Origin of the sequence: Gilliamella sp. ESL0254, assembly GCF_013344985.1 — a bacterium.
In the GTDB taxonomy this organism is placed as follows: domain Bacteria; phylum Pseudomonadota; class Gammaproteobacteria; order Enterobacterales; family Orbaceae; genus Gilliamella; species Gilliamella bombicola.
Genome location: NZ_JAAEDU010000002.1, coordinates 86,106 through 112,423 on the forward strand (window position 1 = coordinate 86,106; position 26,318 = coordinate 112,423).

The 26,318-nt window shown below is 36.9% G+C and carries 22 protein-coding genes; 11 read left to right on the forward strand and 11 right to left on the reverse strand.

The window, feature by feature from the left end; translation table 11 throughout:
* Together tyrS and putP are read right to left on the reverse strand one after the other, a co-directional pair.
* A complete protein-coding gene (gene tyrS, locus GYX25_RS07215; RefSeq protein WP_091348413.1) occupies positions 1-1,272 on the reverse strand; it encodes a tyrosine--tRNA ligase in 1,272 nt (423 codons plus the stop codon).
* A gap of 50 nt (positions 1,273-1,322) precedes the next feature.
* On the reverse strand, positions 1,323-2,816 hold the full coding sequence (gene putP, locus GYX25_RS07220; RefSeq protein WP_174787155.1) for a sodium/proline symporter PutP: 1,494 nt from the start codon (positions 2,814-2,816) through the stop codon (positions 1,323-1,325).
* A gap of 250 nt (positions 2,817-3,066) precedes the next feature.
* Between putP and nth the strand changes: the two genes are divergently transcribed.
* Positions 3,067-3,705, forward strand: coding sequence for an endonuclease III (gene nth, locus GYX25_RS07225; protein WP_174787071.1), 639 nt, complete (start codon positions 3,067-3,069; stop codon positions 3,703-3,705).
* Positions 3,706-3,711: 6 nt separating this feature from the next.
* On the forward strand, positions 3,712-4,254 hold the full coding sequence (smrB, locus tag GYX25_RS07230) for an endonuclease SmrB (RefSeq protein ID WP_091348424.1): 543 nt from the start codon (positions 3,712-3,714) through the stop codon (positions 4,252-4,254).
* 340 nt (positions 4,255-4,594) lie between these two features.
* Here the strand turns inward: smrB and cgtA are convergent, their stop codons facing one another.
* The 4 genes from cgtA to rplU form a co-directional block, all read right to left on the reverse strand.
* Positions 4,595-5,758, reverse strand: coding sequence for an Obg family GTPase CgtA (gene cgtA / locus GYX25_RS07235; protein ID WP_174787072.1), 1,164 nt, complete (start codon positions 5,756-5,758; stop codon positions 4,595-4,597).
* Positions 5,758-6,723 carry a DMT family transporter gene (locus tag GYX25_RS07240; protein ID WP_091348431.1) on the reverse strand — a complete coding sequence of 322 codons (966 nt, stop codon included), beginning with the start codon at positions 6,721-6,723 and terminating at the stop codon, positions 5,758-5,760. The genes cgtA and GYX25_RS07240 overlap by 1 nt, the downstream gene beginning before the upstream one ends.
* Positions 6,724-6,811: 88 nt before the next feature.
* Positions 6,812-7,072, reverse strand: coding sequence for a 50S ribosomal protein L27 (gene rpmA, locus GYX25_RS07245; RefSeq protein ID WP_034915250.1), 261 nt, complete (start codon positions 7,070-7,072; stop codon positions 6,812-6,814).
* A 15-nt stretch (positions 7,073-7,087) separates the two neighbouring features.
* Positions 7,088-7,396, reverse strand: coding sequence for a 50S ribosomal protein L21 (rplU, locus tag GYX25_RS07250; RefSeq protein WP_025314436.1), 309 nt, complete (start codon positions 7,394-7,396; stop codon positions 7,088-7,090).
* 231 nt (positions 7,397-7,627) lie between these two features.
* Here rplU and narX point away from each other — a divergent pair, with 231 nt between their 5' ends.
* From narX to GYX25_RS07265, 3 genes are all read left to right on the forward strand, one after another.
* Positions 7,628-9,436 (forward strand): nitrate/nitrite two-component system sensor histidine kinase NarX, encoded by a 1,809-nt coding sequence (narX, locus tag GYX25_RS07255; protein ID WP_174787073.1) that lies wholly within the window; start codon positions 7,628-7,630, stop codon positions 9,434-9,436.
* 3 nt (positions 9,437-9,439) lie between these two features.
* Complete coding sequence (gene narL / locus GYX25_RS07260; protein WP_174787074.1) at positions 9,440-10,093, forward strand: two-component system response regulator NarL; 654 nt, start codon at positions 9,440-9,442, stop codon at positions 10,091-10,093.
* A gap of 259 nt (positions 10,094-10,352) precedes the next feature.
* On the forward strand, positions 10,353-11,375 hold the full coding sequence (locus GYX25_RS07265; RefSeq protein WP_174787075.1) for a DUF4272 domain-containing protein: 1,023 nt from the start codon (positions 10,353-10,355) through the stop codon (positions 11,373-11,375).
* A gap of 180 nt (positions 11,376-11,555) precedes the next feature.
* Here the strand turns inward: GYX25_RS07265 and cysG are convergent, their stop codons facing one another.
* The 4 genes from cysG to nirB all read right to left on the reverse strand — a co-directional run bounded on the left by cysG (position 11,556) and on the right by nirB (position 16,816).
* Positions 11,556-12,929 carry a siroheme synthase CysG gene (cysG, locus tag GYX25_RS07270; RefSeq protein ID WP_174787076.1) on the reverse strand — a complete coding sequence of 458 codons (1,374 nt, stop codon included), beginning with the start codon at positions 12,927-12,929 and terminating at the stop codon, positions 11,556-11,558.
* A 232-nt stretch (positions 12,930-13,161) separates the two neighbouring features.
* A complete protein-coding gene (nirC, locus tag GYX25_RS07275) occupies positions 13,162-13,932 on the reverse strand; it encodes a nitrite transporter NirC (protein ID WP_174787077.1) in 771 nt (256 codons plus the stop codon).
* Between the two features lie 27 nt (positions 13,933-13,959).
* Positions 13,960-14,292, reverse strand: a complete 333-nt coding sequence (gene nirD, locus GYX25_RS07280; protein ID WP_174787078.1) for a nitrite reductase small subunit NirD — start codon at positions 14,290-14,292, stop codon at positions 13,960-13,962.
* A 1-nt stretch (position 14,293) separates the two neighbouring features.
* Positions 14,294-16,816: a nitrite reductase large subunit NirB gene (nirB, locus tag GYX25_RS07285; RefSeq protein WP_174787079.1), complete on the reverse strand. Its 2,523-nt coding sequence runs from the start codon at positions 16,814-16,816 to the stop codon at positions 14,294-14,296.
* 289 nt (positions 16,817-17,105) lie between these two features.
* Here nirB and GYX25_RS07290 point away from each other — a divergent pair, with 289 nt between their 5' ends.
* The 6 genes from GYX25_RS07290 (at position 17,106) to edd (ending at position 24,465) form a co-directional block, all read left to right on the forward strand.
* The gene (locus GYX25_RS07290; protein ID WP_085247173.1) at positions 17,106-17,603 is read left to right on the forward strand and encodes a MarR family winged helix-turn-helix transcriptional regulator; all 498 of its coding nucleotides are present in this window, start codon (positions 17,106-17,108) and stop codon (positions 17,601-17,603) included.
* Positions 17,604-17,677: 74 nt separating this feature from the next.
* A complete protein-coding gene (locus tag GYX25_RS07295; RefSeq protein ID WP_091348455.1) occupies positions 17,678-18,790 on the forward strand; it encodes an HlyD family secretion protein in 1,113 nt (370 codons plus the stop codon).
* Positions 18,787-19,947, forward strand: a complete 1,161-nt coding sequence (locus GYX25_RS07300) for an ABC transporter permease (protein ID WP_202983839.1) — start codon at positions 18,787-18,789, stop codon at positions 19,945-19,947. The genes GYX25_RS07295 and GYX25_RS07300 overlap by 4 nt, the downstream gene beginning before the upstream one ends.
* A 529-nt stretch (positions 19,948-20,476) precedes the next feature.
* The gene (gene agp / locus GYX25_RS07305; RefSeq protein ID WP_174787080.1) at positions 20,477-21,736 is read left to right on the forward strand and encodes a bifunctional glucose-1-phosphatase/inositol phosphatase; all 1,260 of its coding nucleotides are present in this window, start codon (positions 20,477-20,479) and stop codon (positions 21,734-21,736) included.
* Positions 21,737-22,086: 350 nt separating this feature from the next.
* Entirely contained in the window at positions 22,087-22,614 is a 528-nt protein-coding gene (locus GYX25_RS07310) for a gluconokinase, GntK/IdnK-type (RefSeq protein ID WP_091348480.1), read from the forward strand.
* A gap of 45 nt (positions 22,615-22,659) precedes the next feature.
* Positions 22,660-24,465, forward strand: coding sequence for a phosphogluconate dehydratase (edd, locus tag GYX25_RS07315; RefSeq protein WP_091348483.1), 1,806 nt, complete (start codon positions 22,660-22,662; stop codon positions 24,463-24,465).
* 45 nt (positions 24,466-24,510) lie between these two features.
* On the opposite strand, the gene GYX25_RS07320 is transcribed toward edd, so the two are convergent.
* A complete protein-coding gene (locus GYX25_RS07320) occupies positions 24,511-26,232 on the reverse strand; it encodes a thiamine pyrophosphate-dependent enzyme (protein WP_174787081.1) in 1,722 nt (573 codons plus the stop codon).
* Positions 26,233-26,318 lie beyond the last annotated feature (86 nt).

A 26,318-nucleotide genomic window follows, 5' to 3' on the forward strand; every position in this document is an offset into this window, starting at 1 on the left:
TTAATTCCAAATTAGCAAACAGTAATATTTTTTACCGCGACGAAGTAAAGTATAACGATTAAAAAGTTTATCGCTATCAGCAAAACGGTAATCTGTTGTTGTATTTCTTTCACCATTAACTGAAATGGCATTGGATTCAATCATCGTTCTTGCTTGCCCCCTTGACGGAGCAAACTGCGCATTAACGATTGCTTGTTGTAAATCAACATCACTTTCAACAACTAACGTCGGCATACCATCTTGAGCTAACTGCTCAAAATCAGCTTCAGATAAATCCGTTAACTTACCAGAAAATAGGCTTTCTGTAATACGTTTTGCTGCAATGAGTCCATTCTCACCATGAACTAAACGAGTAACTTGTTCCGCAAGTACATATTGAGCCCTTGGTGCAACACCACTATTTTTATCTTCTTCTTCCAAAGCGTCAATTTCATTTAACGGCATAAATGTAAAGAATTTTAAGAATCGATAAACATCCGCATCTGCCGTATTAATCCAGAATTGATAAAATTTATACGGACTGGTCTTTTTAGGATCCAGCCATACTGCACCACTTTCAGTTTTACCAAATTTAGTCCCATCTGATTTAGTAATTAACGGCACAGTCAAGCCATAAACCTGTTTTTGATGTAAGCGACGAGTTAAATCAATACCGGCAGTAATGTTACCCCACTGATCAGAACCACCAATTTGTAAAACAACATCATGCGATTGATTCAAACAAGCAAAATCATAAGATTGTAATAAGCTATAAGAAAATTCAGTAAATGAGATACCCACTTCATCACGATCAATACGTTGCTTAACTGATTCTTTATTGATCATCGCATTAACCGAAAAATATTTACCAATATCACGTAAAAATGTCAGCACATTCATGCCACTAAACCAATCGTAGTTATTAGCCACAATTGCCGAATTTTCACCACAATTAAAATCTAAAAATGGGGAAACTTGTTGTTTGATTTTTTCGCTCCACTCAACAACTGTCTCTTCAGTATTAAGTTTTCGCTCAACGGCTTTAAAACTTGGATCACCAATTAATCCGGTTGCGCCACCGACTAAAGCTACAGGTTTATGTCCAGCTAATTGAAAGCGCTTTAAACAAAGCAATGGTACCAAATGCCCAAGATGCAAGCTATCGGCTGTTGGATCAAAACCACAATAAAGCGCAATAGGATTTTGTTCAATTTGTTCTATTAGTGCTTTTTCATCAGTAAGCTGCGCAATCAGTCCACGCTCTTGCAGTTGTTTGATCACATTTTTTGTCATATATTTTACCTATTAAATTTTATTACGTTTATATTCTACTTTAATGAAATTTATACTGTTTTATTATGATAACGTTTATACGCTTGTTTAAAATGATCTTCCACTATTTCATTAGGTTTTTTATCACATAAGCTAAACACGACAATCGCAATTGAAGCAAATAAAAACCCGGGAATAAGAGAGTATAAATTAAACCAATTAAAATTAATCCAAAGCAATACGGTTGCCGCACCAATTATCATACCAGCTAATGCGCCATTACGTGTCATACGTGACCAAAATACGGAAAAAACGATAATTGGACCAAACGCTGCACCAAATCCAGCCCAAGCATGGCTGACTAAATCAAGCACACTATTATTTGGATTAGTGGCTAATAAAATCGCAATAACTGAAACTAATAGCACCATTATACGCCCAACCCAAACAAGTTCTTTTTGTTTTGCTTTTGGTCTAAAAAAGGCTCGGTAAAAATCTTCCGTTATAGCACTAGAACAAACTAATAGCTGGCAACTTAATGTGCTCATTACCGCAGCTAAAATAGCTGCAAGCAATACACCTGCAATCCAAGGATTAAATAATAACTTTGAAAGCTCAATAAAAATGCGTTCATGTTTGCCGTTATTAATCAAATAAACAAACTCTGGATGATTAGAGAAAAAAGCAATACCAAAAAAGCCAACCGTAATAGCTCCAGCTAAGCATAAAATCATCCAAGTCATACTAATTCGGCGTGCATTTTTCATCACCTCATGGGAATCAGCTGCCATAAATCTGGCTAAAATATGGGGTTGACCAAAATAACCGAGTCCCCAACCTAACAATGAAATAATGGCGATAAAATCCATGTGAGCAAATAAATTGGTGTAATCAGGATTAAGCGATTCAATATATGCCATTGCATCAGAAACCCCCCCAGCATTCACCATAACCATAATGGGTGTTAAAATAAGTGCAAACATCATTAAACTTGCTTGAATAGTATCAGTCCAGCTTACAGCTAAAAAACCGCCAATAAAAGTATAAGCAATTGTTGCACCAGCACCTGCTAACATTGCCCAACCATAACTCATACCAAATGTGCTTTCGAATAATTTTGCGCCAGCAACCACACCAGAAGCACAATAAATGGTAAAAAAGATAAGAATAATCACCGCTGAAATAATGCGAAGTAAAGAACTTTTATCATCAAATCGTCGAGCAAAATAATCGGGTAATGTTAAAGAATTATGGTTGATTTCGGTAAAAACACGTAACCGTCCAGCAATCAGTAACCAATTGAGATACGCACCAATTACCAAACCAATGGCAATCCAACTTTGTGATATACCAAACAAGAAAACAGCACCAGGAAGCCCCATTAATAACCAACCACTCATGTCTGAAGCACCTGCTGAAAGCGCTGTGACAACACTACCAATACGGCGTCCACCTAGAATATAATCACCAAAGTTTTGCGTTGCACGAAACGCAAAAAAACCGATCGCAATCATCCCTAAAATGTACACAGCAAAGGTGACAATCATTGGTAACGACATTTTTATAACAAACCTTGTATTATGAAATTAAAAATAGTGGGCTAGCTTATCACAAAAAGCGCATGCTAAAAAGCAGACGATTTATGTATTTGAGTGAATAAAAACTAGATAATATTGTTATTTTATAATATTACAATCTACATATATCGTTGATAGCCAAAACTAAAACATCTATAACAACTAAATTTAACTTACAGATAAACTGCAAATACAGTATATAATACCAAACAAACTATTTTGGGATACTAATTATTTTGTGAAACAATTAACTCGAATTCAAATTTTAGACAGACTAAAAGATCATATTAAAGATCCAACTACTGAGCTTGTATACCAAACGCCATTTGAATTACTTATTGCAGTTGTTTTATCTGCTCAAGCAACCGATGTAAGCGTCAACAAAGCAACAAAACCGCTTTTTGCTGTAGCCAATACAGCGCAACAAATTTTAGAACTTGGTGTTGATCAGTTAAAAAGTTATATTCGTACCATTGGGCTTTATAATAGTAAAGCCGAAAACATAATAAAAACATGTCAAATTTTAGTAGATAAATATCAAGGCGAAGTACCAGAAAATTTCGATTCACTTATTGAGTTACCTGGTGTGGGTAGAAAAACAGCCAATGTTGTGTTAAACACTGCTTTTGGTTGGCCAACCATTGCTGTCGATACGCATATATTTAGAGTAAGTAACCGTACAGGTTTTGCACCTGGTAAAACTGTCGAAGCCGTTGAAGAAAAATTGCTGAAGGTCGTACCCAAAGAATATAAAATAAATTGCCACCATTGGCTAATATTACACGGCCGTTATACTTGCATTGCCAGAAAGCCTAGATGTGGTTCTTGTGTTATAGAAGATTTGTGTGAATTTAAACAAAAAGTTTACCCAGAGTGAAAATTAATGCCAAATAAATTTAATTTAGACCAAGATGACATAAACTTGTTTAAAAATAGCATTGGTAACACCAAAAAGCTAAAACAAGATACTGTTATTCATAAACCGGTGAAACGCTCAAAAAAAATAATGGAAACCCAAAAACTACAACATGAAAAAACGCATGCTGAGTTTTATTTTTCCGATAATTATCAACCTCTATTACAACAAGAGCCTATCCGCTATAGTCGAGAAGATGCCGATCCCTATGAAGTAAAAAAATTACGACGTGGGTTTTATGAACCAGAATTTTTTTTGGATTTACATGGACTGACTCAGCAGGAGGCTAAAAAAGAGATTGCAGCTCTTATCGCCGCGTGTTTACGTGAAAGAGCACATTGCGCATGTATCATGTATGGACATGGAAAAAATATCTTAAAAAAACAAACACCAATGTGGCTTGCACAACACCCCCGCATTATTTGTTTTCACCAAGCACCAAAAGAGTTTGGTGGCAGTGCAGCACTACTCATTTTATTTGACATCGACAATGAATTAGCAAATAGCTAGTACTGGAAGATTAAAATAGTTGTAAGTAACACAAAAATAAAAAAGCCAGCTTAGCGATGCTAGTCTGGCAAACATTGGAAGCAATGTGAGCAATGTCATACTTTTTCAGAAGCTGTTTAGGCTCTAACAAAGTACATAATAATGATAATGATTATCATTACTAAAAGCAAGCATTTTTTAGGCCTTCCTAAATTAAATGAAAATAAATACCTGACTCACTCATCTCATAAGAAAGTTTTTATATTCAACCATATAAAAAATAAGCAGAAAATTTCTTTTCTGCTTTTATAAAAGGATTTTACACAATAGCTAAATCAAGATAAAAAGACCATAATACTGATTATTTTTGATAAATAAATTCTACGCCCTCTTCATCACTTTCATCCCAATCATCAAAATCATCTTCATCAAAAGCTTCATCCATTGCTTGTTGATGATAATCATCCCACATAAATTCAACTTTTTCGGGTGATGATTCTTCTGGTTCAGCTTCGCGTGGGTGAGAATTGATATATTCCATTAAATCCCAGCATAATGCTTTTACGCCTTCTTGATTAATGGCGGAAATAACATAATATTTATCCTGCCAGTCAAGCGCCTTAGCAATTTCAGCCGCACGTTTAGCACTCTCTTCAGGCCCCAATACATCCATTTTATTAAATACTAACCAACGTGGTTTATTCGCTAATTTTTCACTATATTGTTGAACTTCTTGAATGATTACTTTAGCGTTTTCTATCGGATCTGATTCATCTACTGGCGCCATATCAATTAAATGAACTAAAACACGACAGCGTTCAAGGTGTTTTAAAAACCGAATACCAAGCCCTGCGCCATCTGATGCACCTTCAATCAAACCTGGAATATCAGCAACAACAAAACTTTGCTCATTATCCATTCGAACAACACCCAAACTAGGTACTAAAGTGGTAAATGGATAATCGGCAACTTTTGGTTTAGCCGCTGAAACAGCGCGAATGAAGGTTGATTTACCAGCATTAGGCAAGCCTAACATCCCCACATCAGCAAGCAATAATAATTCTAATAGCACATCACGCTTTTCACCCGGAGTACCATCAGTTTTTTGTCTTGGCGCACGATTAACCGATGATTTAAAACGTGCATTACCCAAACCGTGAAAGCCACCTTTGGCAACTAACACTTTTTGTTGATGATGCGTTAAATCACCGATAATTTCGCCAGTATATTTGTCCGTAATACGTGTTCCTACAGGTACTTTAACAGTAATATCTCGACCACGTTTACCCGTACAATCAGAACCTTGTCCATTTTGACCTCGTTCTGCGCGATAATTTTTTTCAAACTGGAAATCAACAAGTGTATTTAAATTTTCATCAGCAATAAAAAAGACATCACCACCATCACCACCGTCGCCACCATCAGGACCACCTTTGGGTATATACTTTTCTCTGCGAAAACCGACACAACCGTTTCCACCATCTCCTGCTTCAACTCGAATTGATGCTTCATCAACAAATTTCATTATTCTTCCCCTTTATTGCGGTTAATTAGCCAGCCTTTTCTTGGATGCCAAAGATAATGCCCAATGGTGGCAAACATTGCGCCCGCAACAACAGACACTGCGCCAATATAACCTAAAATATTTAAATATTGCATAGCAAACTTTTCAGGCCAAATTAATGCAAACAAGTCTGAAAAGATAAGTGCAAATAATGGTGTTAAGGTTGTTATAGCACTCACTTGTGCCGCTTGCCACCTTTCCATTGCCATCACTAACGCCCCGTAAGCAATAATGGTATTCAAACCACAAAATATGATAGCAAACAGTTGCGTTGCATCAGCATTGGCCATTTTACTTGGTGAAGTAAAAGGCAATAAAAATACAGTGCAAATAAGGTAAATTAACCACAGTAATTGTTCTGCACGTAATTTTCGTAATAGCACTTTTTGAGCAAGCGCATAGCAGGCCCACGATACAGATGCAAGTAAACCAAGCCAAACACCAATACCATACGCAGACATATTAGAAAAAAGGTCGACAATATTTTTATTAAAAAATAGTACAAGCCCAGTGAGTAAGACTAAAATACCAATAATCTGCGTAGGTCTTAGTCGCTCTTTAAAAATAAAAGCACTTGAAATCATAAATATCACAATGCCAGTTTGCGCAACGACCTGAGAGGCTGTGGCAGAAAGGTACTGAACTGCACTTGCAAATAATGCAAAATTACCCAACAAACCAAATCCAGCAATCATCAATAAAATAAAACGACGACGTTTTTTAAACATCATTAAATTAGGAAATTGCTTTTTGTAAGCTAACCAAATGGTAATCCCAAGTGCTGAAATAGCCAATCGTGACCATGCTAATGTCAATGGATCAACAACCACTAGCGCATATTTAATTGCAATTGGCACAATGCCCCACATCACTGCAGTTAACATGGCAAGTGCAAAACCTAATTTAACATTTTGTTGTTTTATCATATCGCCATCAATTTTATATAAATTTCAAGAAATGAAAAAAGCCCCACAATAACTGTGAGGCTTCTATAACTTTTAAACCGCTTTTAGATTAGCTATTAGCAACTACACTAACATAACGACGGTTTTTAGGTCCTTTAACTTCAAACTTTACTTGTCCATCAATTAAGGCAAATAGAGTATGGTCACGACCACAACCTACATTAGTACCTGGATGGAATTGAGTTCCACGTTGACGAACTAAAATGTTACCAGCAAGAACTTCTTGACTACCATAACGTTTAACACCTAAACGTTTACTTTGGGAATCACGACCATTACGTGATGAACCACCAGCCTTCTTATGTGCCATTGTTCGATACTCCTATTAAGCGATTGCAGTGATCTTCACATCAGTGAACCACTGACGGTGACCTTGTTGTTTACGATAGTGTTTACGACGACGGAATTTAACAATTTTCACTTTATCGCCACGACCGTGCTCAACAATTTCTGCTTTAATTGTTGCACCTTCAACAAACGGAGCACCAACTTTGATGTCTTCACCATTTGCTACCATTAAAACTTTATCGAAAACAACTTCTGCACCTGTTTCGACTTCAATTTTTTCCAAGCGAACGACTTGTCCTTCGCTAACTCGGTGTTGTTTACCACCACTTTGGAAAACTGCGTACATACTTAACTCCGCAATAAAAAGCAGACGATTACTTGATTAAACATATATGTCTGCGCGATTAATCTTATAGGGCGTGAATTTTACGCAAAATTTATCCTTGTTGCAAGCGCTGTTTACCAAAAGATCGCAAAAAGTGATAAAAAAGATCAGCGATATACTGTTTTTCAAGCTACAATCATAAATTACAATTTATCTTCAAAATAAAATTATAAAATAATGTTGAATGTTCATATGCCGAAAAAAAAATTTCGCTACACTGCATCAATTATTAATCGTTTAACACTATTAATGTTTTTTTTAGGTGCTATTGCTTTAGTCGCATTATCGTTTTCAATTCAAGTAGCCAATGATGCAAAAGGTGGTGCATATATGGTCAATCAATTGGGGTTACTGAGAATGAAAAACTACCAACTACTGACCATGATTCCACTCAATGAAAAAGAGTATGACCGTTTAAATATTTTTATGGATATTTCTTCATCACAACAACATTTAATGATCTTAAAACGCTACAACTTAATTAATGAATTTAATCAATTAGAAATCGACTGGAAAACGCAACTTACTACTAAAATAAAGCAAGCACAAAAAATTGATGATATAAAAACTGATATCGAAAACTATGTTAATCGCATTAATCATTTGGTACATAAAATTGATCAAAAAACCGAAAAAAAAATTTATTATATTTCACAAATACAACAATTATTTATCATTATCATCATCTGTTTTTTAATTATTCAAATTTATTACTTACGTCACCACCTACTTGCTCCATGGAAAAAACTGATTAAGATGGCTGACGCGATTTCTAATCACGATTTTAGTCAACGATTTAATATTGGAACAAAAAAAGATGAATTTGATCTGTTAGGATTAGCTTTCAATAAAATGTCAGCGCAGATCGAATCACAATATTTATCGCTAGAAAAACAAGTTATCGAAAAAACAGCCAAATTACAGCAAACCAATAAAATCGTTTCGTTTCAATATCAAGCAACCAAACAATTACATACGTCAGAACCATTGTGTGAACGTTTTTTAAAAATACTACGTAAATTAGAAGATTTAGTGCCATTAACACAATTTCAAATTCGCTTTTATGAATCCGATGATCCTAACCACTATCAACAAATCAGTTACGATAATCAACACAAACTACCTTACTGCCAGAACTCCAAATGTAGTGCTTGTTTAACCGCAACAACGTCTTATCAACAAAATAGTTTTCAGCGTTATTGGTATCTTCAAGAAAATGGGGAAAAATATGGGATATTATTTGCGTTACAACCAACAGAAGTAATATTAACTAATGAACAAGAAAGCTTAATTATGGGACTAATTGAACAAATGACCACCGCAATGAAGCTAGAAAGAAAAGTAGAACAACAAAAACAATATTTATTGATGAAAGAGCGCTCAGCCATGGCTAGAGAGCTACATGATTCGATAGCGCAATCACTATCTTGTTTAAAAATACATCTTAGCTGCTTACAAATGCAGTCAGATTTAACATCTCAAAACAGTATTGATTTATTAGCAACCATGCGCAAAGAGATCAATATTACCTACTCTCAATTACGAGAACTAATTACCTCTTTCCACTTACGCCTTAATCAAACTGGCTTTTATGCAAGCTTAGTAGAATTAATTGAAGAATTTAATCAAAAATTACAATTCAATATTCAGTTTGAATACCACTTGCCACTTAATATTATCAATAGTAAATATGCCTTTCATTTATTACAAGTAATTCGGGAAGGGCTTAATAATATATACAAACATGCTAAAGCTTCACATGTCAAAGTGAGTTTAAAAATAGATGATAATCAAATCATCTCTATTTGCATAAAAGATGACGGTATTGGTTTACAAAATGATTTAAAAAAAGATAATCATTATGGTCTAATTATTATGCGTGATAGAGTCGAAATACTAAATGGTAATTTAGCAATAGATAGTAACCCCAATCAAGGAACACAAATTGTGGTAACATTTAAAGCCAATAAAACCATTCCATTTAAGGCAATAAAAGAGTAAGAAATGGAACAAATAAATAGTTCAATACTGCTTATTGATGATCACCCAATGTTAAGAAATGGTGTGAAACAGTTAATTAATACAGTAAATCATTTTGAAATTATTGGTGAAACTGGCTCTGGAATAGAAGGCGTTAAACTAGCAGAAGAGCTTGATCCTGATATTATTCTGCTTGATATCAATATGCAAGATGTTAATGGGTTAGAAATATTACGCTACTTGAGAGAGAAAAATATCTCTAGCCGTATTATTATATTTACAGTATCAGATGCGAAAGAAGATATTATCACAGCACTAAAAAACGGTGCAGATGGTTATTTGTTAAAGGATATGGAACCTGAAGATTTTCTAAAATCGCTACAGGATATTTCGATAGGCAAGCTCATTATGGATAATGCTATTTCGCATATTATCCTCAATTATATGCGTTATAACAAAGAACCAATCACAAAGCAAATACATGATGTCAGCTTGTTAACACCAAGAGAAAATGAAATCTTTAATTTATTAGTCCAAGGATTATCAAACAAACTGATCGCCAAAGAGCTTGGTATCGTAGAAAGCACAGTCAAAGTACATATCAAAAGTATATTCAAAAAGCTCAATTTTAAATCCCGAATGGAAATGACCGTATGGTATCTACAAAGTAAGGAATAATCTTATTCACTGAAAAATAAAAATAGATAAATCTTTATGCGTTACCTTTAATAGGGCAAAACGATGTATAACATAAAATCTTCTTGTTCAGCGATTTGGTAAATAACATTATTTATTCAACAAAATAACAAGCATCACAAAAAATGAAACAGAGCATTGAAAGCTAGAAAGATACAATAGTTTATAATAGAATTGGATGAACAAATAGCCGCTATTTATAGCCATAAAAAACACAAAATCTAAAATAGGAATGTTTGAAATGCCAATATTGATCAATGCTTATTCTACAGTAACGCATCCACCAGCCATTGATTTCCCTTGTGAACGTTTATATCATCGAGGATTAGATGATTCTGAATTGATGAAACACCTTGATGGTTTTATCGGTTATGTCATGCAAGCAGGAGATGGGGAGATGAATTCACATCGTTATGCTTTGTATCGCCATATCCAACGAGTTAAACATCAATTTGCCTTTGAGATTGAAGAAGATAATTTCAGTGAGTTTACCACTTGGGGCTGGCAGGCAAATGCCATTATATTGATGCAGGATGGAACTATTCGTAATCCTGATGGAGAAGTATTGCAATATCCTGATGGTGATATTGATTTAGATGCAGTTATCCCTTACCCACCAGAAGCATTAAAGCGCAAAACAAAAACGGACCAGTATTTAGCCAAATTGGGATTGCATACGCCTGCACATTTACCACCGGTTATTGCTGAATCCGAAGTAATACTTAGAACACCTGAAGAAGTAGCTAAACGTGCTTTAGCGATAATGTTAACTGGTATTCAAGCCGAAAGTTTTCGAGGAAATGATCCGATTAATCCGATGGAATTTAAAGAACGTTGCCCAATAGGATTTGCGGCTTTATCAAATAATGAACATGACTTTATTTATAGCGGGCAACCAACAGAGCAAGATGTGATCGATATGTCTTGGAAATACGAAGCATTATTACCTTTACAATGGGCAATCAATTGGCAATCTGAGCTCCCTTTTGCTGATACTATCTGTAATGTTTCATCGCTAGTTGACGAAGGAATGCAACATAGTGAGCAAGACATGTCTACAGTGACCTTAAGACCTGTTAGTGAATTGTTAGATGCTTTAGATTTGCACTACCGCTTACATTGGATAACCACAGATTTTCGAATGAAAGATAAGCAACCACCTGCATCGATTATAAGTGATGTTATTCAAGAACGCCATTATGCATTAAATTGGTTAACTTGCTTTGAAAATGCAGATTGGGATGATGTTGATACCCCAACCTGATATTTTTATCTCATCATTTGGCTAGCATCACGCCCATATTAAATTGATAGATACTTTACTCATTGGCTAATGATTCATTTCATTAGCCATTTTTTAAAGTAAATAACTGAACCTTTTATAAGTGGCGAAAAAATACAATCGTAGAATTGTGCACAACTAAAACTGACCTGCCTATTCCAATTAATGTTCAGAAAACCAACTCAGTTTTTCACGTAATGCCACAACAGGTCCAATAATAATTAAACTTGGGCTACAAGCTTGCAAAGATAATTGTGTTAAATCACATAATAATCCCGATACTACTTTTTGTTTTGTCGTAGTGCCTTCTTCAACAATAGCTACAGGCGTATTTGCATTCATACCATGCTTAATTAATTGTTTTTCAATACTTTCAGCTTGCGACAATCCCATGTAAAACACTAACGTCTGTTTTTCAGCCGCTAGGCTTTGCCAATCAAGATGACTACCGTCTTTTAAATGACCGGTGATTAAACGCACACTATGGGCATAATCTCGATGCGTTAATGGGATGCCACTATAGGCAGAGCAACCTGAAGCGGCCGTAATTCCAGGTACGACAGAAAAAGGAATATCGGCGTTAAATAATGTTTCAAGCTCTTCACCGCCACGACCAAAAATAAAGGGATCGCCGCCTTTTAGGCGTACAACACGCTTACCTTTTTGCGCTTGCTGTAAAAGAATCTGGTTTATTTGATCTTGGGGAACACAATGGAATCCGGCGCGTTTACCAACAAATACACGCTTAGCATCTCGACGAGCAAGATTCATAATGTCATCTGAGACCAATCGATCATAGACAATAATATCCGCTTGTTGGATCTGTTGTAATCCCTTTAACGTCAATAATCCCGCATCACCAGGCCCTGCGCCAACTAAAACTACTTCGCCACGGGCATCAAGTGATGTATCAAATAACTCATTCGTGAGTTTTTCAACATCATCAGAATCACTATTAGCAAGTGCTTGCGCTAATCTATCATGCGAAAACAGTCTTTCCCAAAAACGACGTCGTTCCGTCATTGTTTGGTAGGTTAGTTTAACTTTATCGCGTAAATAACCAGCATATTTTGCTAATTTACCTAAATGTTGGGGTAATATAGACTCTAGTTTTTCGCGCAATAATCTGGCCAAAACAGGGGCATGTCCTTCTGAAGAGACAGCAACCATAATAGGAGAACGATCAATAATTGAAGGCATAATAAAACTTGCCGCTTTAGGAGCATCAACAACATTACAAAAAATACATCGTTTTTCAGCCTCAATACTCACTTTTTGATTAGTCTCTTGGCAATCTGTCGCTGCAATGACTAGCCATTTATTATCAAGTAATTCAGCATTAAATTCCCCTTGAGCTAGGGTAAGTTGTTTTTGCTCATGCCAACACATAAATTGTTCATTAAATGTTTGCGCATTCACTGTGATACGGGCACCCGCTTCAAGCAATAATCGCGCCTTACGTTCAGCGACTTCACCACCACCGACTAATAAACAATCACGGTTTTCTAACTTACAAAATAGGGGAAAATAATCCATAATACCTCAAAATAGAACATTCTCTGTTTAAAACTTACCAACACCTAGCCTCTAATAATAGAACTTTATTGATTAGCCTACTTTTAATCACCCCGCTATTTTGTATCATTAATAGCAATTAACACAAAATAGAAGACTAAACAATTTAGTACTTTTTAAAAGAAGGGGAATTATTCACTATACATTCCCCTCCTAGGTTGATTATGGTAATAACATCTCGTTAATTAAGTGGTTATGCTGGGCGCTCTGCTTTCGGCGTTGAATACCAGTATCCTAGCCCCATAAATAATGCGCCAGAGACAAGATTTCCTAATGAGACCCATAACAAATTATAACCAACTCCAGCTAATGTGTAAGCATCACTATGATGACCAAACCACGAAAGTGCAAATAAGGTCATATTTGCAACCGAGTGTTCATAACCACAAGCAATAAATGCTAATAAACACCACCAGATAGCAATAAATTTTGCCGAGCCTTCAACTCGATTAGCCATCCAAATCGCTAAACAAACTAGCCAGTTACATAACACGCCTCTAAAAAATAATGCAGACGCCGTAGCCGATGTTTTGGCTAAAGCTGCGGCATGAACCAAGCTGGTATCAGTGGATAATAAAGGCGTTGCCGCATAACAATACAATGCAGCGACAAAAATTGATCCTAATAAATTACCTAACCATGTTTGCGGTAATACCAACCACATTTGGCCATGGGTAATTTTTTTGCATTTAACACCAAGCGTTAAAAACATGGTATGCCCAGTAAATAATTCCGATCCGGCTATAACAACCAACGTTAATGCAATACCAAACGTTGCTCCCATAACTAACGGTCTCATTGCAGGATCAACGAGATTTCCTAGAGTAAAAATTAAAATAATACCAAGCCCTACATAAGCCCCAGCCATAGCAGAACTTACCCAAAAACCAAATGGATTCGTTTTTGCCAAACGAACAATGCGCGCAGCATTGGCTGCACATTTATTAATCGTTTCTGTATACATAACAACTTTGTCCTTTTAAAAATAAGTTTAGTGCGACTTTACTTGTACTATCCCATCGTCATTAACGGTTACCTCATAATGAGCGATCGAGTATTGTTCATCTTCAAAACAATAGCCATCTTTTAAACGAAACCGTTGTTTTTTTAGTGGGCTTGCCACCCATAACTGATTTTCATGCTCCGCAATAATGCCACGAGATAAAACACTTGCCTTAGCAAAAGGATCAATATTACTAATCGCATAAAGCTCAGCATTATTATAAGGACGGAAGATAGCAACATGATCATTACCGACAAGAGCACAAACGCCAGTGCCTGGCAAAATATCATCAAGTTTACAAATAGTTATCCATTGACTCATATTATTCCCCTAATATTACTTTACGTTCTTCTGCTGTAGCTGGTCGATGCTGATCGCGTTCAGGTACAATTTGCACATTCTCATCACGTTTGCTGCTGTTAATAAAATGCGCAAATCGAATTTGTTTTGCATTATTTTCAACCGTTTCTTTCCATTCGCATACCATTAATTTACGTAAGCGTGCCATCTCACTTTCTAGCTCTGCATTAACACCTAACTTATCGTCTATAATAACGCTCCGTAAATAATCAATACCGCCTTCTAGATTTTCAAGCCAAACTGACGTTCGCTGTAATTTATCTGCAGTGCGAATATAAAACATCAAAAAACGATCGATATATTGAATTAGTGTATTTTTATCGAGATCCGCAGCAAGTAAATCGGCGTGACGAGGCTTCATTCCCCCATTACCACACACATACAGATTCCACCCCTTTTCAGTGGCAATCACCCCAATATCTTTACCTTGCGCTTCGGCACATTCACGCGTACAACCAGATACACCCAATTTAAATTTATGCGGTGCACGAATACCTTTATAGCGGTTTTCAAGTTCTACCCCTAATCCCACACTATCACCTACACCAAATCGACACCAAGTACTACCCACACAGGTTTTCGCCATTCTTAACGCTTTGGCATAAGCATAACCACTTTCAAACCCTGCTTCTATTAGATCTTTCCAAATAGCAGGCAGATCATCTTTTTGTGCACCAAATAGACCAATACGCTGTGAGCCGGTAATTTTAGAATAGAGTTGATATTTTTTAGCGATTTGACCAATGGCAATTAATCCTTCTGGTGTAATTTCGCCACCTGCACTGCGGGGAATAACAGAATAAGTACCATTTTTTTGAATATTACCTAAGAAAATATCATTACTATCTTGCAAAGGAATTAAATTATCTTTAAGAATATAATCATTCCAACATGAGGCTAATAACGATCCAACTGTAGGTTTACAAACTTCACAACCGTAGCCATTACCATGTTTTTTAATCACTTCATCAAATGACTTTAAGCCCTCAACACGAATTAAATGATATAACTGTTGGCGCGAGTATTTAAAATGTTCACATAAAGCATCGCTAACCTCGATCCCTTGTTTAGCTAATTCCAAATTAAGAATTTGCGTAACTAATGGAATACAGCCACCACATCCAGTGCCCGCTTTAGTTTCTGCCTTAATGGCTGCAACTGTATGACAACCTGCATTAATCGCATGGATAATTTTTTCTTTAGTCACATCAAAACACGAACAAATTTGTGCTGAATCGGGAAGCGCATCAACCCCCATAGCCGGCTTTGCACCTGCATGTGCTGGTAGTATCAACGTATCAGGGTGTTCGGGCAGATCCATATCATTAAGCATTAATTGTAATAAATTACTATAATCCGACGTATCGCCGACCAATACCGCACCCAAGAGTTTTTTATTATCACCCGAAACAACTAATTTTTTATAAACGGGCGTTGTCTCATCTAAGTAAACATAACTACGACTGCCCACAGTTTTCGCTTTAGCATCACCAATACTACCAACATCGACCCCCATCAGTTTTAGCTTGGCACTCATATCGGCGCCTTCAAATTTATCAGCTTGCCCCATTAAATGGGCTAAGGCAATCTGAGCCATTTTATAGCCTGGTGCAACCAAACCAAAAACCTTGCTTTGCCAACAAGCACATTCGCCAATAGCATAAATATCAGAATCTGATGTTTGACAATAATCATTAATCACAATCCCACCGCGTGGACCGATTTCTAATTCACACTCTTGAGCTAATTTATCGTTTGCTCTAATACCAGTTGAAAAAACAACAAAATCGACTTCAAGTGCAGAACCATCTGCAAATTGCATGATTTTACCTTCAGGGGAATGAATAATTTCTTGGGTATTTTTACTGGTGTGAACCCCGACTCCCATCTCCTCAATTTTACGACGTAATTGTTCTCCGCCTTGCACATCAAGCTGTTCAGCCATTAACACTGGAGCAAACTCAACCACATGCGTTTGCATACCTAAGTTTTTCAAAGCGCCCGCAGCTTCAAGCCCTAACAAGCCACCGCCCACAACAGCGCCTTTTTTACAACGCTTTGCACATTCCCGAATGGCATCAAGATCTTCTATCGTACGGTAAACAAAACAATCCGAACCATCAGCCCCTTTAATCGGCGGCACCCAAGGATAAGATCCTGTCGCAATAATCAATTTATCATAAGCAACAATTCGCCCTTGTTGAGAATGCACCTCTTTACGCTGACGATTGATTAATATAGCCCGTTCATTAAGTAAAATATTAATATTATTCTCTTGGTATAATCCTTCACGAACCAGAGAAAGCGCTTCGGCAGTATGCCCAGAAAAATAAGAAGAAAGATGCACCCGATCATAGGCAAGACGTGGCTCTTCACAGAAAATAGTAATATTGAATTGATTGGACTGCTTTTTATCAATTAACTCTTCGACAAAACGATGCCCAACCATCCCATTACCAATAATAACGAGATTGGTTTTACTCATACAAAACTCCAATTTTATTTTAATTTAATGATTTAATTTTATTTTGATAACATTGTATGAAACTTTGTACAGATTATAACTACCCTCAAGGATTACCACTTTAGTAGTAAAAGTGATTGTTGAAGTCATAATTTAAAGTTAAGGCTTGTTTAAAAATAGATAAAAATCAAAAATACCTATCAAAATACCCGACTTAATTACCCAGCAAATCAATAAAAACAGCTAAAAAAGTTGCCAACCATAATTAAATGGTTATAATTAGCCGACTAAATAAATTGAGTAATGATAATTGAATTACAATTCTAGAAAGCTTCCTTCACGTGAAACCTTAGCGCGTGCACAAAGATTTAATAATGACATTGTTGAAGTTTCTGGTGTTGATCTGGTTTTAAGTTTAATCACAACCGCCGATCTCATTCGTGCGAATATCTATGCACAATTAGATAAAGATTACGGCGTTTCTGAGGGTAAATTTGCCCTACTGATGTCACTGTATTCAGAAGGTGAAACCTGTGCCAGCGATCTTGCTTTGCGCATTGGCGTAACACCGGCGACGGTATCTGTCATGGTTAAACGCATGCTGGCATCTCCAGCGCCTTTAATCTCGATGACAAAAAGTGGTGAAGATGGTCGTTCTCGCCTAATCACCTTAACAGATGCAGGTGAAAGGCTGATTCAAGAGGCATTGCCTAACCACCTTAAATCAATTCGCGCTTTTGCGCAGGTGCTAAACTCGCAAGAACAAGAGTCTTTAATCGCGATGTTGCGCAAATTATTACGAAAATAACGGACTTTAATCATTAAAGTCATTCTTTTTACTTAAATAGTTAGCTGACTAAATAAATGGAAAATAAGCTATATATGAAAAAAAATGTCAAAATTCCTGTTATCTTTTTACTTCTACTCATTTTTGGCTCATTTTTAATCTTTGTAGGTTCAAGAAATGATGCGGTATCTGTTGCCAAAAGCATTAAATCTGGCGTATTAACAGCTGACGAAATTAATATTGCCTTTCAAAATGTCGGCGGAAAAGTCACCCAGCGATTTGTGCAAGAATCACAAATGGTAAAAAAAGGTGATCGGTTAATGCAATTAGAAGACATCGATACCAAGCTGGCTATCGATCGCTTACAAGCTTTAGTTGATAGCCAAAAAGCAGCAGTCAATCAAGAACAAGCCGCTATTGAAATTACGGAAAATGAAACTAACCTTTCAGAATTAACAACGTGGCGCAAAATTGAAGAAGTACAAGCCAATTTAGAAGCTGCAAAATCTGCTCGCAATTTAGCGACAACTGAATTTGATCGCCAAACCCAATTACGCAAAACAGGTGGCAACTCACAGTCACAACTTGATAATGCACGTAATGCATTTATTAATGCCAAAATGCAAGTTGTGCAAATTGAAAGCCAATTATCGACTTTAATGATTGGTGCAACACCAGAACAAATCAGCCAATTTGAACAAACACAAAATGCAACCGGTATGACATTAAAGTCCATCTTAATTGCACGGCAAAAGCTCCAAAATCGCCAAAATCAATTAGCACAGCTTAAGGCACAACTTGCGCAAGGTGAAGCTGAATTAAAACAGTTACAACTCAATTATGAACGACTAACGTTAACAGCACCTGAAGATGGAAAAATATTAAAACTGATGTTTGAAGATGGCGAAATGGTACCCAACGGTGCACCCGCAGTATTGTTAGAGACTAACCGCAAATATATCGACATTTATGTGAATGAAAAAATGGTGAATGATTATCAACCTGACACAACTATCACCGCTAATGTGATTGCGCTAAATAAAGAAGTAAAAGGTAAAGTCCGCTTTGCCACCGCTGCGCCATCATTTGCCGATTTACGTATGACACGAGAACGTGGTCAAGCCGATCTAACCTCTTATCAAGTTAGAATTTACATAGAATCGATTCCAAAACTATTAACCGGAATGACACTTGAGGTGGATCAATGATGCAAAACATCATTAAATCTATGCTTGAAGAACTTGACGCCATGTTGTCAGGTCACTTTATCCCTTATTATAAAGTTTCGCTTGGCTTAGCGGCCATTGTTTCGCTGGTGTTTTCTATTGTATTAAGTCACGGAGCCGTATTTGAAGGTAAAATTGCAGTGATTGACCTTGACGGCTCAAATTATTCGACGGAATTAATTAGTAAAGTCAATACATCACCTTACATTGAAGTAACCGAGGTCATAAGATCGCCAGTAAACCCCATAACCTTAGTTTCACACGATCGTAATTTAGGTGTTTTATATATTCCTAAAGGCTTAGAAAAAAGCTTAAAAAAAGGCGAGCAAACCGTCCGTCTAGGTTATTTTGCTGATGATACCAATGATGCACAAAATGCCAAAGTACTACAAAGTCTTAATGAATATATTCCTGAATTAGGTGCCGAACTGAGTGTTGGTAAAATCGCCGCATTAGGGCTTGGTAAAGAAGGCATTGAAGCGACCTTATCACCCATGCAACTTAAAACACGCTACCTGTTTAATCCGGCAAGTTCATCGACAATTTCAACAATTATTTATTTTGTTTACTTTTTTTCATCATTAACTTACGGGTTAACCTCATTAATGATTATTGGTCGATTAAAAGTAACCGGCATGTGGCAAATGGCCATAGAAAGAGGCTTCTTATCTTTATTAGCAAGAACAATTCCTTATGCACTATTTTACACAACCGCATTAACCCTTATTACCGCTATACTGGTAATATTTGGACAACTGCGTTTTGAAGGTAACTATTTTGCTTTTGTACCAAGTGTATTTATGACAGGGCTTGCTTTTGGTTGGTTAGCCTTTTTACTTTCTTGGACAACAAAAAACCCGGGCGAAGGTGCGGGCCGAATGATCTTCTTGGTTCCGCCGGGGTTTATTATGGGGGGATCAACAATGGCAGTAGGTATTATGCCAATTTGGACATACTACATTAGCCACGCATTTCCATTAGTTTGGTTATTTCGATTTTTCCGCGATTTTGCCATGCGAGGGCGTTCACTGATTGATATGTTAACAACTTATGGGGCTTACATCATCTATTTAACGGTTATTGCTTTTGTGGTAATGATGTTTGTTGAGCGAGTCAAAAAGACAGCTAATGCATCATAATTATTGGTGGTTTTAGTTTCGAGCGTTTTAAGCATTATTAAAAATAACAATGCCTCGCTCGAAACAAAATAATCGATACAATTATCTATATTAAAAAAGCCTAATTTGCTCATCATACTTAATTCAGCATCAAACCCATCATTGTTCTATTTTAAGTAACTATCTTCCTTATTAGGATAAAATGTGTGAGCACTATCACTGATAGCGTAAAATTTCATTTCTTTTTTCGTTATCAAAGGTTATCTTTTACAAAAAAATGAGAACCGTTCTTGCATAATCCAATTAAAACTCAAATACCGAGAACCAGTTTTTATTCTTATAAAAACATTGTACAGACAACGATATTGCTGCCATCGCCTAACTAAATATTAAGAGATTAATTATAAACTGAATTGTATTTTGCCAGTTCAATCACTCAAATTAGGTTTATGAAAATACAAGCTGTTTAGACAACAATTACCATAAAAAAAAGAAAAAATTAAGCATTGCATCAATGAAATCATCATCTATATAATTCAGAGGAAAACATATGAAAAAAATAGTATTAAAAGGGATATTCGGTTTAGCATGTATTGTATCATTTTCAACATATGCAGCAGATAGCCATGATGATTACACTTTAGAGCAAGTTGTGGTTTTTAGTCGCCATGGTTTACGGGCCCCGTTAGCTAGTCCAACTAGTACTCTAGGAAAAATCACCCCCAATCAATGGCCACAGTGGGATACGCCAGCCAGTTATTTAACGACACGAGGAGGAGCATTAGAAAGCTATTTTGGCCACTATTTTAGTCAGTGGTTAGCCGATAATAAATTATTAACCGCCGATAACTGTCCAAACGAAAAAGATGTTTATATTTATACTAATAGTCTTCAACGAACTATTGCAACAGGTCAGTTTTTTATTGTCGGTGCCTTCCCTGGATGTATTTTACCGATCGTTCATAAAGAAAAACTTGGTCAAATGGATCCCTTATTTTCCCCTGTAATTAGAGATGACAGTGTTGAATTTAAGCAGGCTGCTATTGCTTCAATTAACCAAAATGCGGATGTAAATGGTATTACAGGTTTAAATAAAAAACTTAACAACGCATATCAAAATATGGCTAAGATAATTGATTATCAAAAATCAACTAATTGCATAACTGACAAACAGTGCGACTTTATTGATTTACCAACAGAATTAATAATAGAAAAAGGAAAAGAACCAGGCATTACTGGACCACTGCGTACCGGCACATCAATTGCTGACGCCTTCATTTTACAATATTATGAAGGAACACCTTTAAAAAAGATTGCTTGGGGTAAAATAAAAGATGAGCAACAGTTAAAACAACTTGTTGCTATTAAAGAGCATTATAATACCGTACTATTTGGCTCACCTACCGTGGCAAAACATGTTTCTGCAAATTTAGTGAATTATATTAATCACGCTTTTACTGACAATGGAGACACAGCTAAATTCACTCTTTTAGTGGGGCACGATTCCAATGTTGCTTCATTATTTTCCGCTATGCAAATTCAATCCTATAACTTGCCTAATCAATTTGAAACCACACCGATCGGAGGTAAAGTCGTATTTGAAAAATGGCGCGACAATCGTAGTGGTGAGAATTTAATGAAAATAGAATACTTTTACCAATCCACTGAACAAATTCGCAATTTATCACCATTAAATCGTAATAATCCACCACAAAAAGTTACGCTAACCATGACAAACTGCCCAACCAATGCGAAGGGGTTCTGTTCTTTTTCAACATTTAAACAAATTATGGGAGATATCACTAAATAAAGAATAAAACCATTCATAGTAAGCCATACTTGATTGTGATTTCAATGCTTACTATGAATCTAGTCAGTACAAATTATTTCTTATTACTTAAATCAAAATCAAACAAAATTATCTTTGTAAAATTAGGAAATTAAATAAAGAAATCGATTGCTTAACCATTTGTTCGGCAATACCCAATGTGCTATGTAAGACTTAAGGAATATCAACCTCAAATGGATAGTGTGCTATCTATTTAAGAATTAAAAATAAAATCTGATCCAGATCACAAAAAAAACTTTTTTCAATTGCAAAAAAAGATTAACGTGCAAGAATGTTACCCGTAACAATCAAAGGTATACTAAGGAACAGCAATGACGAAAAAAAACAAACAAGTTTTTGTATTAATGGGTGTATCGGGTTGTGGTAAATCAGCGGTAGCCAAACAAGTAGCTTATAACTTAGATGCCGCGTTTTTAGATGGTGATTTTTTACATCCTAAAGCCAATATTTTAAAAATGCGCAGTGGCACGCCTTTAAATGATGAAGATCGAATGCCTTGGCTTAACTTAATCAGCAATGCCGCATTTGCCATGAGTAATGTTAACGATGTTTCGATTATTATCTGCTCGGCGTTAAAACGAAAATATCGAGATATTATTCGTGGTGAAAATGAAAACGTACATTTTATTTATTTAAAAGGCAGTTTCGATGTCATCGCTGAACGCCTAGCGAAACGCACAGGCCACTACCAAAAAACCGGCATGCTTCAATCGCAATTTGATACACTTGAAGAGCCAACAGCCGATGAAAAAGATGTCTACAACATCAACATTGAGCAACCATTAAAAGACGTTGTGCATGATACTGAGCAAGTAATACGCGCAACATGCCATTGCTAAAAAAGAAAAGAAAATAAAACATAAGCGAACAAAGAAGAGGTCAATGTGAATTCAACTGTCCAAGCTGTAACAAAAAGAATTATTGAACGTTCAAAAGCATCGCGCGAAGCTTATTTACAAAAAATAGAAAAGGCAATGCGCAACAAAGTCACCCGCGCCAGTTTACCTTGTAGTAATTTGGCCCATGGTTTTGCCGCTTGTTGTATTGATGACAAAAACGATCTAAAAAATATATTAAAAAGCAACATTGGCATCATCAGCTCTTACAACGACATGCTTTCAGCGCACAAACCTTACGAATTTTACCCTGAACAAATCCGCAAAGTGCTTCACGAAGTGGGCGCGGTTGGACAAATGGCGGGAGGAGTACCGGCAATGTGCGATGGAGTTACCCAAGGTGAACCCGGAATGGAGCTGTCATTAATGAGCCGAGACATCATTGCCATGTCTGTTGCAGTTGGCCTTTCACACAACATGTTTGATGGCGCTTTATACCTTGGCATTTGCGACAAAATCGTACCGGGATTATTTGTCGGCGCATTAACCTTTGGACATTTACCTGCCATTTTCATACCGGCAGGACCAATGCCATCAGGATTAGCGAATAAAGAAAAAGTCCGAATTCGCCAACTTTATTCAGAAGGTAAAGCAACGCGCGAAGATTTATTAGAATCAGAATCTGCCTCGTATCACACTAGCGGAACATGTACCTTTTATGGCACCGCCAACAGTAACCAAATGGTAATTGAATTAATGGGATTACATTTACCCGGTGCTGCATTTGTTCAGCCAGAAACGGCATTGCGCTTTGAATTAACCAACGCAGCGGCCAAACAAATTACTCGCTTAACCCAACAATCAGGTAATTACATGCCTGTTGGCAAAATGGTGGACGAAAAGGTCATCGTCAATGGACTCGTTGCATTACTCGCAACCGGTGGGTCAACCAATTTAACGATGCATATAGTAGCGATGGCAAAAGCGGCAGGAATTATTATTAATTGGGATGATATATCAGACCTATCAACTGCCGTACCACTACTTTGTCGAATTTACCCAAATGGTCCCGCCGACATCAACTACTTCCAAGCAGCTGGTGGCACAGCTTTATTAGTGAGGGAATTATTGGCAGGTGGTTTACTACATGAAGATGTTGAAACAGTTGCAGGCCACGGCCTAAGCCGCTATACCAAAGAACCAATATTAGAAAATGGCCAACTTGTTTTCCGCGAAGGTCCAACCAAATCATTAGACGAAAACGTCATTGCTTCAATAAACAAACCATTTAACTCACATGGTGGGCTAAAAGTCATGTCAGGCAACCTTGGGCGGGCGGTAATGAAAACATCGGCTATCGCGCCAGAGCACCAAATTATCGAAGCCCCAGCCGTTGTTTTCAATAGCCAATACGATTTAGATGCTGAATATAAAGCGGGCAAATTAGATAAAGACTGCGTAGTTGTTGTACGCTATCAAGGCCCCAAAGCCATTGGCATGCCAGAATTGCATAAACTGATCACACCGCTAGGCGTACTACAAGATAAAGGTTACAAAGTTGCCTTATTAACCGATGGTCGACTATCGGGCGCGTCTGGCAAAGTGCCGGCGGCTATCCATGTCACACCAGAAGCTTATGATGGTGGTTTATTAAGTAAAGTCCAAGACGGCGACATAATCCGCGTTAATGGCCAAACTGGCGAAATCACACTACTTGTCGACGAAGCAGAACTAACCAAACGCCAACCAGCCCCATTTGATCTCACCGATTCTCATCAAGGTTGTGGACGTGAACTTTTCACTATTATCCGTGAAAATTTAACCTCAGCAGAAGAAGGCGCTGTCAGCTTCTAGTACCAACACTCTGCCGCATATAGCGGCAGAGATCTTAAGTATAAATTACTTCTTGATAAAATTATCTACCAGCAAATTAACAACATCCCCCATTTTCCCGTGTAATGAAGCTTTTACGCTATAAAGAGCCATCCCCATAACTTGCGATGGTAGAATTTCAGGCGGCATTACTAACTCATTAGAGCTGGTTTTCACATCTAACAAGGCAGGGCCGGGATGTGATAAAAATGATTGCATCGCCTCCTCAAGTAAATCAGAGCTATCAACTCTTATTGCAAATAGTCCCATGGATTCGGCAACTTTAGCAAAATTAGGATTTTGTAAATCGGTATAGTGATCAACCAACCCTTCGGATTTCTGCTCCAATTCGACAAAGTTGAGAGAACTATTATTAAGCACAATAATTTTAACTGGCAACTTTTCTTGAATTGTGGTTAACAAGTCACCCATCAACATACTAATACCACCATCACCTGATAAAGTAATAACTTGCCGATTAGGAAATGCTTTTTGAACACCTAATGCTTGTGGCATTGCATTTGCCATTGTGCCATGTTTTAGGCTAATTACTGTGCGCCTTTTTCCATTGGTATTAAAATGCCGACAAGCCCAAACCATAGCGGAACCAACATCGGCACAGAGCACGGCATCATCTGTTGCATATTTATCAACAAGTTCTGTTAAATATTGAGGATGAATTGTTATTTGCGAAGGCACTGCTTTCTTATTCAATTTATTCATTGATTTGGTATACAATTCACGGCATTTTTCTACAAAACTAGTATCTTTTTCTTCATCCACTAAAGGAATTAAAGCTGCCAACGTTGGTTTACTGCTACCAACAACCCCAACGCTCACAGGATGACGTCGTCCTAGATGGGTCGCATCAATATCAACTTGAATAATAGTGGCTTTATCTGGATAAAACTGCGACCATGCAAAATCAGCACCTAACATAAGCAGCACATCACATTCTTTAATCGCCGTCGTTCCCGACTCCATACCAAACATTCCCGTCATACCCACATTATACGGATTATCATATTCAACAAAATCCTTACCTCTAGAGGTATGTACAATAGGCGATTTTAATTTTTCAGCAAGCCCAACAAGTTCATCATGAGCTTCACAGACACCTTGCCCAGCAAAAATCGCGATTTTTTGATTTTTATTGAGTATTTCAGCAATTTGATTAAGCTCTTCATTAGATGGGCGAATAACCGGTTTAGGGTGATAAATCTTATGCCCGCTATTATCCTCTACCTTAACTAAACTAATATTATAAGGTATCACTAAAACCGCCACACCGCGTTGATTAATTGCGGCTTGAACTGCGGCTGTCGTTATTTGTCTTGCTTGAGTAGGATCATTGATTTCCTGACAAAATACAGAACAGTTTTTATAAATAGATTCAAAATCGACTTCTTGCGGAAAATCAGTACCTTTTTGTGAAGTCACTAGCTGACTTGCCAATAAAATAACCGGCACTTTATTACGTTGAGCTTCGTAAATACCATTAATAAAATGCAAACTTCCCGGCCCACACGAACCGGCGCAAGCCGTAATTTGATCAGTTAAATACGCTTCTGCTCCTGCTGCAAAAGCACCGACCTCTTCATGGCGGACATGCACCCATTCAATATTACTTTTTTTAATAGAAGAGGTAATATAATTCAAGGTATCACCAACAATACCATAACAATGTTTAACACCAGCTTCGGACAAAACATCAACAATTATTTGTGCAACGGTTTTTTTTGACGACATACTTTCTCCTAAAAAAGTTACGGGTTAAATAATTTAAATTACTTAAATTACACCTACTTTTCGGTAAAGCGAATAGGCGATAAAAA